We start from the raw sequence: 12321 nt of genomic DNA on the forward strand, positions 1-12321 counted from the left end.
ATACTAACACACGCAAACTTTGGAAACCGGTTCCTGGATAGCATTCAACGGAGTGACGACGCATACCGTCGTGCTGTGCATCGTCTCGCTCTGTCTGCTGATGGTCTCTGCGCTCGTGTCGGGTGCCGAGACCTCTTTTTTCTCGCTCTCGCACAACGACGTGCGCCGCATCCGCGAGCGCCGCTCGGCTTCGAGCGAAGGGGTGTTCAAACTGCTGGGCAACGTCGAACTGCTGCTGGCCACGATTCTGGTGGTCAACAACCTGGTCAACATCTGCATCGTCATCCTGACGTCGAACGTCATCGACGCCACCTTCACCTTCCTGCGCTTCGAGTTCCTTTTCAAGAGCGTGCTGGTGACCTTCCTGCTGCTGCTCTTCGGCGAGATTCTCCCCAAGGTCTTCGCTCAGACGGTGCCGGTGCGCTTCGCCTGCTTCGCGGCGCGTCCGCTGCTGATGCTGCGCTGGATTTTCTACCCGCTCTCCTACATTCTGGTCCGCACGAGCAGCCGCATCAGCGAGAAGGCGGCCCACCGCAGCGAGCTCTCGCTGGACGAGCTGGCCGATGCCGTCGACATGACGCAGAGCTCCTCGCCCGAGGAGCACGAGATGCTCTCGGGCATCGTCAACTTCGCCAATACCGAGGTGCAGGAAATCATGAAGCCGCGCGTCGACATCACGGCCATCGAGATTACGGAGGGCTACGAGCACGTCAAGCGGGTCATCATCGAGTCGGGCTTCTCGCGCATCCCGGTCTACGAGGACGAGGTGGACAACATCCGCGGCACGCTCTACGTCAAGGACCTGCTCCCCTACATCAACCACGGCGACGACTTTGCCTGGCAGCGCCTCATCCGCAAGGCCTACTTCGTCCCCGAGCACAAGAAAATCAACGACCTGCTGGCCGAGTTCCAAAGCAACAAGGTCCACATGGCCATCGTGGTCGACGAGTACGGCTCGACGCTCGGTCTGGTCTCTCTGGAGGATATCATCGAGGAGATTGTGGGCGAAATCTCGGACGAGAGCGATACGGTCGAGAGCTTCTATACGCGGCTCGACGCCAAGAACTACCTCTTCGACGGCAAGACCCACATCGGGGACTTCGAGCGGGTGCTCGAGTTGGAGGAGGACCTCTTCTCCGACGTCAAGGGCGAGGCCGAGACGCTGGCGGGGCTGATGCTGGAGCTCAAGCGTGACTTCCCGCGCAAGGGCGACAGCTTCACGACGCACGACATCCGCTTCACGGTGCAGGAGGTCGAGGGGCACCGCATCGACAAGATTCTCGTGACGCTGCCATGACGACTCCCTCCGGCGCGAGGCCCCATCCGGCCATGACCTCCTCTTCTGACGCTACGCCCGCGCCCGTCAAGACAACCTCCTCCGACGCGGCGATGCCTTCCGATACGACAGCCTCTTCTGCAGCGGCACCCTCTTCTGCAGCGGCACCCCATTCAGCCGTTGCTCCCGGGAAGCTCTTGCTCTCCGAGCCGCTTGCGGCGGCCGAGACCGACCTCTGGACTACGGAGGAGGAGCGCGCCGAGGCGGCCCGCTTCGGCTCCGCGCGGCGCCGGAGCGAATACCTCACCTGGCGGACGCTGGTGCGCCGCGAGCTGGGACGCGACGCCGTGATTGGCTACAACGGGGTGGGGGCTCCGGTGGTCACCTCGCCCGAGGGGTACTTCATCGGGGTGTCGCACTGCCGTGAGCGGGTTGCCGTCTGCATCTCGCGGCAGCGGTGTGCCGTCGACATCGAGTCGGTGTCGCGTAACTTCGGCGCGGCGCTTGCCCGCTGCATGACCCCCCGGGAGCGGACGCTCTCGACGGACGAACGGCTCGGTGCGGCGCTCTGGTGCGCCAAGGAGGCGCTCTACAAGTATGCCGGGCGACGCGAACTGGAGCTGCAGCGCGACGTGCAGGTGCTCGGGGTCGACTTTGAAGCGGGGCGTATCGTAGGGCGCATCTGCGGCGGAGAGCCGCTCGAGCTGCAGCTGCGCTGCATCGACGACTGCGTGGTTGTCTGGCGCTGCTGAGGCGCTCTTCCCGGACATTTTTCGGGGTTCACACCATTTCTATTCCTCTCTTCCCTTTTCTATTCTCCGTACTTTTCCGTACTTTTCCGTACTTCTCTGTTCTTCTCTGTTCTTCTCTGTTTCGCTCCGCTCTGTCTTCCGCTTTGTCTTCCCTCCCTGTTCCACTCTTTCTCTCCTGTTCTTCCCCCGTCTCCCCCCCCAGTAGCTTTACACCTCCCTTGTGTGACGGGCAGTTCCCTTTTTGCGGCTGTTTCCGGGGTCGTTTTTTTGGCTACCCCTCATTTCCGTCCCCTCCCCTCTTCTCTTTCTTTGCCGGCTCCATTGTTGTATGTATCTGTAATTTAATCTGTAAATGTTTTTCGAGCCGCGTAGCCTTTCAAGGTTTGTACCCGATTGCAGTTAGTTTATTCAAAAAATTTAGATATTTAATAAATATTTTGAATAAAATTCTTGCACATTTCCTTTCCTTGCATTACTTTTGCACCCGTCATAAATGATAAAATATTTTAAGAATTAATTAAAATTATTTAGTTAGTTATGAGAGCAAGGATTAATCAGTGGGTACGCACCGCTTTGATTATGTTGGGTGAGAGCATTCGTCTGCGCGAGATGTAATCGCCTGTTTTTTACTGAAAAATTACTGACAAATGAATAGGTCCGGCTCGCAGAGCCGGATTTTTTTGTGCCCGGCGGTGCGGTTGAATCCTGCGCCGGCGGGGTGGTCCGAGGGTTGGGACGGTGTGGGGTCGGTGTTCGGCGGCAGGGGAGTGTCTTGAATGGAGCGGGCGAGTTGCGACGGGGAGTTGGAGCGTAGGGGCCCGGCGGCGAGGTGAGGCAGTGCCCGGCGTCGGTGGGGTGGTCCGAGGCGTCGGGACGGTGGGGAATATGTATGCCGAGGTGTTGCGGTGGTTGTGCCTGCTCTGCGGAAGGGTAAGTGACTGTACGTGGCGGCCGGGGTTGTGCTGCTGCGGCATGCTGTCGTGCGGATAAAACAGGAGAGCCCTGCCGGTTATCCGGCAGGGCTCCCTTGCGGTTGTTGCGCACGGTGGCGGGTCAGAGTCCGAGCTTCTTGCGAATATCCTTCGGCAGCGCCTGCTTGTTGACCATAATCGAGGTGGTCTTGTAGGCTACGAAGGGGCGCGAGAAGTACCAGAAGCCGTCGTAGGGCGGCACCGTGTTCCACGAATTCTGCACCTTGTAGTAGCTGTTGCCCGCCTGGTCCTTGGCCGTGCCGACAATCACCATGCCGTGGTCGTCGGTCGTCTCGAAGTTGTCGAAGGCCGTCTGGCGCAGCTCCTGCGTGATGGTGAGCTCCTTGCCCGGCTTGTCGAACTTGTAGAGCGCAGCCTCCTTCTCGCGGTCGGTCAGCTTGCCCCACTTCTCGGCCTCGGTGCCGCTCATGCTCTCGAGGTCGGCCTCGGGAACGATGCCGATGCCCTTGGTGCGGCTGAAGCCCTTCTCGCTCACGTCGGTGCCCCACGATACGGTGTAGCCCTCGTCGAGCGCATGGTCGATGACCTGCATCATCTCGTCGAGCGGGAGGTTGTAGGCCTGGCCCCACATCCAGTTGTCGGGCACCTCGATGATGAAGGGCTCGTAGAAGGGGTGGTGCGTGAAGGAGGTGATGTCGATGTAGTTGTCAAACTCGATGGGGAGCGACGCGGCGAACGTCTCGGGCGTGTACTCCTTGCCCTCGTAGGTGAAGCGCTCGGGCATCGGGCCGAAGTAGGCGTCAAGCAGGGCGTTGAAGCCGCGCTTCCAGGCCGTCGAGAGGGCCTTGTTGCTCTGTTCGTTGGCCTTCAGCACGGCGTCGAGGTAGCTCTTCAGCACGAGCGAGAGTTCGTGGAAGTCGGCCTTGGGCGTGCCGTAGTTGAAGCCCGGGTAGACCTCGAAGGGGACGATGCCGTGGGCCTTGATGCCCTCCGTCACGTCGCGCGAGGCGCCTCCCTCGGCGAAGTTGATGGTGCCGTGCATGCGGATGTACTTCTCGGCCTTGTCCATGAACGAGTGGCGGACAATCCACATCTCCGAGAGGTGCATCTCGGGGCCGCCGGCCTTGAGGATTTCACTCTCGAGGAAGGTCATCGTCGAGTAGCACCAACAGGTGCCGCTGCGGCTCTGGTCCTTGACGGGGGTCGTGCGCAGCACCTTGAGGTCGGTGAAGCGGTAGCCCGAGGCGGTGTCGGCCGCTGTGGGCGTCTGCGCTCCGGCCGTGAGGGCCCCGCAGAGCGCGATGAGGGTCAGAAGTTTCTTCATGATACGGTTTTTGGGTTTGTGAATATTCGTTTTCCTGTTTCGGCGCTACGGCCGGCTGCTACTTCTTCGAGTGGGCGATGATGTCGCGGCACTCCTCGAGCGTCAGCTCCTCGGGGTTGCGCCCCTTGGGGATGCGGTAGTTCTTCCCCTTGTAGGCGATGTAGGGTCCGTAGCGGCCGTTCTTGACCAGCAGCTCTGGCTCCTCGTCGAAGCTCTTGAGCGGGGTGTGGGCCGCAGCGGCGGCAGCCTGCTGGGCGCGAATCAGCTCGACGGCCCGCTCGTAGGTGATGGTGTAGGGGTCGTCGCCGCGCTGCAGCGAGGCGAAGCTCTTGCCGTAGCGCACGTAGGGCCCGTACTTGCCGATGCCCACCATGAGCGTCTCGCCGTCGAGTACGCCCACGTTGCGGGGCAGCGAGAAGAGTTCGAGCGCCTCCTCGAGCGTAATCGACTCGATGAGCTGACCCTTCTTCAGGGAGGCGTAGCGGCTCTTTTCACCCGCGGCACCCTCAATCTCGACCATCGGGCCGTAGCGGCCGATGCGCGCCTTGACCACGTGGCCCGTCGTGGGGTCGGTGCCCAGGATGCGCGTCATGTTCGACTTGTCGCTCTGCGTCCCCATCGCCTTGTCGACCATCTGGTGGAAGGGACCGTAGAAGTTCTCTATCATCTTCTCCCACGTGATGTCGCCCTCGGCGATGCGGTCGAACTCCTTCTCGACGTTGGCCGTGAAGTTGTAATCCATGATGGGGCTGAACTGCGCCTCGAGGTAGTCGTTGACCACCATGCCGATGTCGGTGGGCTGGAGGCGGTTCTTCTCCTTGCCGAAGTTCTCCGTGAGGCTCTTCTCCGAGATGCGCCCGTCGGCGAGCGTGAGCTGCGTGTAGGTGCGCTTCTGCCCCTCCTTGCTCTGCTTGACCACGTAGCCGCGGTTGATAATCGTGGTGATGGTCGGCGCGTAGGTCGACGGACGGCCGATGCCCAGCTCCTCGAGCCGCTTGACCAGCGAAGCCTCGTTGTAGCGGGCCGGGGCCTGCGTGAAGCGCTCCGTGGCGGTAATCTGTTGGGCAAGCAGCCGGTCGCCCTTCGCCATCTTCGGCAGAAGGCCCTCGCCGCTCTGCTCGCTCTGCTCGTCGTCCGTCGACTCGGAGTAGAGGCGCAGGAAGCCGTCGAAGCGAATCACCTCGCCCGTGGCGACGAACTGCTGCTGCGAGCCCGACATGTCGATGACAATCGTCGTGCGGTCGAGCTCGGCGCAGACCATCTGCGAGGCGACCGTGCGCTTCCAAATCAGGTCGTAGAGCCGCTTCTCGGCCGGCGTGCCCTCAATCGTCTGGCGGTCGATGTACGACGGACGGATGGCCTCGTGGGCCTCCTGGGCCCCCTTGGTCTTGGTCTTGTAGTTATACCAGCGCGAGTACTTCTCACCGTAGAGCTTGATGACCTCCTCCTTGCACTGGGCCAGCGCCTGCTGCGAGAGGTTGACCGAGTCGGTACGCATGTAGGTGATGAGACCCTGCTCGTAGAGGTGCTGCGCCACGGACATCGTCTGCGAGACGCTCATGCCCAGCTTGCGGCCCGCCTCCTGCTGGAGCGTCGAGGTGGTGAACGGCGGCGCCGGGAAGCGCTGTGCGGGCTTCTCCTCGGCGCGGGCCACCGTGAAGGTGGCGTCGATGCAGCTGCGCAGGAACGCCTCGGCCTCCTCGCGCGTCTCGAAGCGCGACGAGAGCTCGGCCTTGAAGAGCGTCTTGTCGGGGTCGTCGGCGGCGTGGAACTGCGCCACGACGCGGTAGTAGGGGGTCGAATGGAAGGCGATGATTTCACGCTCGCGCTCCACGAGCAGCCGTACGGCAACGCTCTGCACGCGGCCCGCCGAGAGCGCCGGCCGCACCTTCTTCCACAGCACGGGCGAGAGCTCGAAGCCCACCAGACGGTCCAGAATGCGGCGCGCCTGCTGGGCGTTGACCAGATTCATGTTGACCGTGCGCGGGTGCTCGATGGCGTCGAGAATCGCCCGCTTGGTGATTTCATGGAATACGATGCGCTTGGTCTGGTCCACGGGGAGACCCAACACTTCGGTCAGGTGCCATGCGATGGCCTCTCCTTCGCGGTCTTCATCGGATGCGAGCCAGACGGTCTTGGTCTTCTGCGAGAGCTTCCGCAGCTCGTCGACCACCTTCTTCTTGTCGCTCGGTATTTCGTAGACGGGCTTGAACCCCTCCGAGATGTTGATGCCGAGGTCCTTCTTGGCCAGGTCGCGGATGTGTCCGAAACTCGATTTGACGACGTAGTCCTTGCCGAGGAACTTCTCGATGGTTTTGGCCTTGGCCGGGGACTCGACGATTACTAAATTTTCCTGCATGTTCTGTATCTCTCTGTCCTAAAACGCGAAAACCTAAGTATCGCACTTAGGTTGTCCGCGGTCGGTATTTTCTTTTTCCTGCTTGGTTGCTTGTTCTGCACCTTCGTTTACTTGAGCATCGTGTAGGTCAAATCGAGCCGGATGGGGGCCGTGTTCTGACCGTCGTTCTCGCCCTGGATGACCGCGTGGGTCGGCGTGAAGAGCGAGTAGGCTTCGGGACCTATGTAGAACGAGCGCTTCTCGATGTTGTCCCAGTCGATGCGGCCCCAGTTCTCCTCCGAGGTGAGCTCGTCGTAGGAGAGGCGCTCGAATCCCAGGCGCTTCTTCTCCTTCATGTAGCTGTTCCACAGCTCCTGCAGATGGGCCGAGATGTCGAGCACGTAGCAGCCGCGGCTGCGGTTGATGTAGCCGCCGTAGGAGAGCGTCGAGCTGTACTGCTGCTCGTAGGCGTAGGCGTAGTCCGAGATGCCCGAGAGCTTCTTGAAGTTGGTATAGGAGCCCAGACGCTCCATCGAGCGGTCCATCTCGTCGATGAGCGAGCTGAGGTTGGGGATGCTCTGCCAGTCGTAGTCGCTGTCGGTGAAGTAGATGGACATCTTCGCCTGGCTGACGCCCATGTTGGTGTACCAGAGCGCCGGGTCCTTGCGCTGCGCAAGCTCGTTCTCCCGCTGGCGCACGGCCTCCAGCTCCTTGAAGAACTCCTCGGTGAAGGTCAGCTCCGAGAGGACGCCGCCCATGCCGTCGACAAAGATGCGGCGGTTCTCGGGACGCGCCTCGTTCGTTTCGACCGCGTCGTCGAGGTTGATGCGCAAATCGCCGCTGACGGTCGCCTTGCTGTAGTCGCGACGGATGGTGTTGACCGAGAGGTTGCCCGCCTTGGATTGCTCGTCGTAGAAGTAGAAGACCAGTCCGATGGTATCCTTGATGAGCGTCGGGTCGCTCTCCAGACGGTTACGTCCGTAGATTGAGAGGCCGGTCGATTCGAGCTTCGTCGTATAGACGGCGCCGCCCGAGGTGGCATCCTCCTTGGGGATGATGTAGAGCCCCTTGAACTCCTCGATGAACTGCTCGATGCTGTCGAGGCTGTAGACCGAGTAGTCGTCCTTGTACTTGCCCTCCTGCAGCATCAGACGCCGCACGAAGGCGCGCCCCTCGTCGGTGGCCGTCATCGTCACGGCGGTGGTCGCCGGGCCGGTCTTCTTCCCGTCGGGGAAGGTGAACTCGAAGAGCGGCTTCGAGTCGGCCGAGATGATGCCCTCCTTTACGGGGTCGAAGTTGAGGTAGTAGTTCGAGTCGCGCTCGCTCTTCCCCTCGCCCAGAGGCTTTTCGGTGATGTACTTGTTGCTCAGCACCTCGTAGACGTAGTAGGTCTGGGGCTGGAGCGTGTCGCCCGTGTAGCTGCTGATGCCGAGCATGATTTGCGCCGAGTCGAAAATCGGCCGGTAGCCGAAGTATCCCGAGTCGACGGCGTAGTAGCTCACGTACTGCGAGAGGAAGCCCGCCGTACGCAGTCCGAACGTGTCGCTGAGCATCGTGCCCATGTAGCCCGAGCCGAGGTTTGACGAGATAATCGAATCGGTCTGGTAGAGGCGCGTCTCGAAGTATTTGTTGGGGTTGAACTCTCCGTTGGCAAGACGCCCGCCGAGGGTCGTGAAGCCCGCCTTCAACTCCTGGTTTTCGGGAATGAGGTTCGAGCCCAGCGTGTCGTCCACCTTCGTGCAACCTGCAAAAGTCATCGCTCCGGCGGCGGCCACGACGGCCAGGCTCCGGAGCACACGGCTGAGGTTATTGGAGTGCTTCATAGAATCGGTTGTAATTGTCGAAAAAGTCTGCCTCGTCGGGCGACTGGTACTCGAGCAGGGGTTTCCCGCTGCGGCGGGCCAGTTCGACGACCGCGGCATCCGCTCCTGCGGAGCCGACGACCACACCGTCGGCATACTTCATAACGAAGCGGCAGAGATTTTCGTATGACGGGGCCTCGAGAATCGACAGATTTTTGTCCTTGACCCCTTCGTGGGCGATTTTCGTACGGAACTCACGCTCCAGTTCACCGGGGAAGCTGTCGTCGTAGAGCGAGACGACAATCTTCACATCTCTGAAGATGGGGTCGTCGGCGAAGATTCGCTTCAGGTAGACCGGCACCACGCTCGCGAGCCAGCCGTGGCAGTGGACCACCGTGGGGGTCCAGCGCAGCTTCTTGACCGTCTCGAGCACGCCGCGGGCGAAGAAGATGGCCCGTTCGTCGTTGTCGGCGAAGTAGTTGCCGTCGGCATCCTTGAGCACCGCCTTGCGGGCGAAGTAGTCGTCGTTGTCGATGAAGTAGATTTGCACGCGTGCCGAGGGTATCGAGGCGACCTTGATGATGAGCTGGTGGTCGTTGTCGTCGATGATGAGGTTCATGCCCGAGAGGCGGATTACCTCGTGCAGCTGGTGCCGCCGTTCGTTGATGCACCCGTAGCGAGGCATGAACGTGCGGATTTCATTCCCGCGTTCCTGCATTGCCTGCGAAAGCATGCGGCACAGCTTCGCCTCCTCCGTTTCGGGCAGATAGGGGGCGATTTCCTGACACACGTACAGAATCTTTGATGCCATGACAGACTGTTTTCGGTGAATGGCACCCTGCCTCGGGGGAGCGTCGGCCCGGCGATGCAGGGATGCGTCCGTGCAAAGATACGAAAAATTTCTTAAAGAATCAGCATCGCGTCGCCGTAGGTGCCGAAGCGATAGCCCTCCTGCTTGGCCACCTTGTAGGCGTTCATGACGGTGTCGTAGCCGCCGAAGGCCGCCACCATCATCAGCTGCGTGGAGTAGGGCAGGTGGAAGTTCGAGACCATGGCGTCGGCCACCGTGAAGTCGTAGGGGTAGAAGATAAACTTGTTGGTCCACCCCTCCATGGGCTTGATCATGCCGTTGGTCGAGACGGCCGTCTCGAGCGTGCGCATCACCGTCGTGCCGATGGAGACCACCTTGTGGCCGCTGCGCTTGGCGTTGTTGACCGCCTCGGCCGCCTCCTCCGTGACGAAGAACTGCTCGGAGTCCATCTTGTGCTTCGAGAGGTCCTCGACGTCGACCGTGCGGAAGTTGCCCAGACCCACGTGGAGCGTGATGAAGGCGCTGTCGACCCCCTTGATTTCCATGCGCTTCATCAGGTGCTTCGAGAAGTGCATGCCGGCCGTCGGGGCAGCCACGGCCCCTTCGTGGCGGGCGAAGATGGTCTGGTAGCGCTCGGCATCCTCGGGCTCGACCTTTTCGCGCACCCAGCGCGGCAGGGGCGTCTCGCCCAGCTTGAAGAGCGCCGCCTTGAACTCGTCGTAGGAGCCGTCGAAGAGGAAGCGCAGCGTGCGGCCGCGCGAGGTGGTGTTGTCGATGACCTCGGCCACCAGCAGGTCGTCGTCGCCGAAGTAGAGCTTGTTGCCGATGCGGATTTTGCGCGCCGGGTCGACCAGCACGTCCCATAGCCGCAGCTCGCGGTTGAGCTCGCGCAGCAGGAAGATTTCGATTTCGGCCCCCGTCTTCTCCTTGTTGCCGTAGAGGCGGGCCGGGAAGACCTTCGTGTCGTTGAAGACGAAGAGGTCCTTCTCCTCGAAGTAGTCGAGAATATCCTTGAAGATGCGGTGCTCGATGGTACCCTTCGAGCGGTTGATGACCATCAGCCGCGCCTCGTCGCGGTTCTCCGCCGGATATTTGGCCAGCATGTCGGGGCTGAAGTCGTAGCCGTATTGCGAAAGTTTCATGATATGTTGAGAAATTTGACTTTTCGACGCTTGAAACAACAAACAATCAGTATTTTTCTATACGTGGAAAAGTCTTTTTTGTTTCAATTTCCGAGAGTTTTTTCATAAAATCGTCGAGCTGCCACGCCTCGTCGGCCGTAAAACCGCCGCTGCGCGTGCGGCGCAGCGAGGTCAGATGGGCGCCGCTGTGGAGCTCCTCGCCGATTTCGCGGGCCAGCGAGCGGATGTAGGTCCCCTTGCTGCAGCGCACGCGGATGCGGATGCGGGGCAGGTCGTACTCCTCGAGCCGCAGCTCGTAGATGGTGATGAGCGCCTGGCGCAGCGCCACCTCCTCGCCGGCGCGGGCCAGTTCGTAGGCGCGCGTCCCCTCGATTTTCTTGGCCGAGTAGAGGGGCGGCGTCTGGAGCCGTTCGCCCGTGAGGGCGGCGAGCGCCTGCTCGACCCCCTCGCGCGTGATGTGGTCGATGGGGTAGGTCTGGTCGACGGGGTGCTCGAGGTCGTAGCTCGGGGTGGTGGCCCCCAGCATCACGTCGGCCACATACTCCTTCTCCTCGGCCTGCAGGGCGTCGACCTGCTTGGTGGCGCGGCCGATGCAGACCAGCAGGACGCCCGTGGCCAGCGGGTCGAGCGTTCCGGCGTGGCCCACCTTGATTTTGCGGTAGCCGGCGCGGCGCAGGGCGAACTTCACCTTGCGCACCACGTCGGTCGAGGTCCAGCGCAGCGGCTTGTCGATGACGGCGATGTACCCCTCCTCGAAGTTTACATCGCGCAGGTCGTGTTGCGGCGTCATGCGTGGAGCGTGTAGCTGAGGATGGAGACGATGCCGGCGGCGGCGCAGTAGAGTGCGAACCAGATGAGCTTGCCGCGCTTGACGATTTCAATCATGAAGCGGCAGGCGAGCCATCCCGAGATGAAGGCGGCCAGGAAGCCGCAGAGCATCGGCACGGTGCCGATGCCGGCCGACAGCTCCCCCTTTGCGGCCTCGAGCAGCACCTCGCCCATGATGGGGGCCAGCACCATGAGGAACGAGAACTGGGCCACGGCGGCCTTGCGGTTGCCCAGCAGCAGGCCGGTGGCAATCGTCGAGCCCGAGCGCGAGAGTCCGGGCATGGCGGCGCAGGCCTGCGCCACGCCGATGAGCAGGGCGTCGCGGTAGGAAATCTGCTCCTTGGGGCGCGGCTTGGCGTAGTAGGCGAAGGCGAGCAGGGCGGCCGTCAGCAACAGCATGGCCCCCACGATGGCCAGGATGGCGGGCGAGCCGAGCAGCGCGTTGAGCTGCTCCTTGAAGAGGAAGCCCACGATGCCGATGGGGAGCATCGAGAGGAGGAGCTTGAGCACGTAGGCCTGCTCCTCGTTGAAGCGGCGCGAGAAGAGCCCCCGCATGAGGCGGACGATTTCGTGCCAGAAGACGACGATGGTGCTCAGCACCGTAGCGGCGTGGAGCGTGACGTCGAACGAGAGGTTCTCCTCCAGCTCGACGCCCAGCAGCTCCTTGGCAATCTGAAGGTGGCCGCTGCTCGAGACGGGGAGGAATTCGGTGATGCCCTGCACGATTCCGAGCAGGATGGCTTGCAGTGTATCCATTGTTTCTATAGGCTTTTTGTCGTTGTGCGGAGGCGCCGCGCCGGGACGGGTCACTGGGGCCGGGGCGCAGCGACGCGAGCGACCGTCGGGCGGGTTTATTCGTTGCGGAAGCGCTTCATGATGGCGAAGATTTCGATGACGAATCCTCCGACAACCAGAATCGGGGCCAGCGTGATGCGCCGCCACGAGAACATGGCGTAGTTGAATTCGTCGGGCGAGTCGCTGCCGCCGCCTGCCATGAGGATGAACCCCAGAAGGATGACGGCGAAGCCGACGGCCAGCAGGATGTAGTTGCGCCGCGTGAGGGGCATGCGGGGGTCGCTCTGCTCCGAAGGCGTTTTGTGCTCTTTTTTCATCGGT

Annotated in this window: 10 protein-coding genes; 2 read left to right on the forward strand and 8 right to left on the reverse strand. The window is 61.7% G+C overall.

The window, feature by feature from the left end:
• Positions 1-19: 19 nt before the first annotated feature.
• Together gldE and C8267_RS08005 are read left to right on the forward strand one after the other, a co-directional pair.
• Positions 20-1297: a gliding motility-associated protein GldE gene (gene gldE, locus C8267_RS08000; RefSeq protein ID WP_106634300.1), complete on the forward strand. Its 1278-nt coding sequence runs from the start codon at positions 20-22 to the stop codon at positions 1295-1297.
• A 176-nt stretch (positions 1298-1473) separates the two neighbouring features.
• On the forward strand, positions 1474-2028 hold the full coding sequence (locus C8267_RS08005; RefSeq protein ID WP_234025736.1) for a 4'-phosphopantetheinyl transferase family protein: 555 nt from the start codon (positions 1474-1476) through the stop codon (positions 2026-2028).
• 1053 nt (positions 2029-3081) lie between these two features.
• Here the strand turns inward: C8267_RS08005 and C8267_RS08010 are convergent.
• From C8267_RS08010 to C8267_RS08045, 8 genes are all read right to left on the reverse strand, one after another.
• Positions 3082-4284 carry an aminopeptidase C gene (locus C8267_RS08010; protein ID WP_087359636.1) on the reverse strand — a complete coding sequence of 401 codons (1203 nt, stop codon included), beginning with the start codon at positions 4282-4284 and terminating at the stop codon, positions 3082-3084.
• Between the two features lie 58 nt (positions 4285-4342).
• On the reverse strand, positions 4343-6643 hold the full coding sequence (gene topA, locus C8267_RS08015; protein WP_106634301.1) for a type I DNA topoisomerase: 2301 nt from the start codon (positions 6641-6643) through the stop codon (positions 4343-4345).
• A 107-nt stretch (positions 6644-6750) separates the two neighbouring features.
• Positions 6751-8445: a DUF4270 family protein gene (locus C8267_RS08020; protein ID WP_106634302.1), complete on the reverse strand. Its 1695-nt coding sequence runs from the start codon at positions 8443-8445 to the stop codon at positions 6751-6753.
• Positions 8429-9235, reverse strand: a complete 807-nt coding sequence (locus tag C8267_RS08025; protein ID WP_087359644.1) for a glycogen/starch synthase — start codon at positions 9233-9235, stop codon at positions 8429-8431. The genes C8267_RS08020 and C8267_RS08025 overlap by 17 nt, the downstream gene beginning before the upstream one ends.
• Positions 9236-9327: 92 nt before the next feature.
• A complete protein-coding gene (gene queA, locus C8267_RS08030) occupies positions 9328-10377 on the reverse strand; it encodes a tRNA preQ1(34) S-adenosylmethionine ribosyltransferase-isomerase QueA (protein ID WP_087359647.1) in 1050 nt (349 codons plus the stop codon).
• A 46-nt stretch (positions 10378-10423) separates the two neighbouring features.
• Positions 10424-11167, reverse strand: a complete 744-nt coding sequence (truB, locus tag C8267_RS08035) for a tRNA pseudouridine(55) synthase TruB (RefSeq protein WP_106634303.1) — start codon at positions 11165-11167, stop codon at positions 10424-10426.
• Positions 11164-11961, reverse strand: a complete 798-nt coding sequence (locus C8267_RS08040; RefSeq protein ID WP_106634304.1) for an undecaprenyl-diphosphate phosphatase — start codon at positions 11959-11961, stop codon at positions 11164-11166. The genes truB and C8267_RS08040 overlap by 4 nt, the downstream gene beginning before the upstream one ends.
• A 95-nt stretch (positions 11962-12056) precedes the next feature.
• On the reverse strand, positions 12057-12317 hold the full coding sequence (locus tag C8267_RS08045; RefSeq protein ID WP_087359656.1) for a DUF3098 domain-containing protein: 261 nt from the start codon (positions 12315-12317) through the stop codon (positions 12057-12059).
• Positions 12318-12321: the final 4 nt, after the last annotated feature.

It is taken from the genome of Alistipes sp. Marseille-P5061 (genome assembly GCF_900290115.1).
In the GTDB taxonomy this organism is placed as follows: Bacteria; Bacteroidota; Bacteroidia; order Bacteroidales; family Rikenellaceae; genus Alistipes; species Alistipes excrementigallinarum.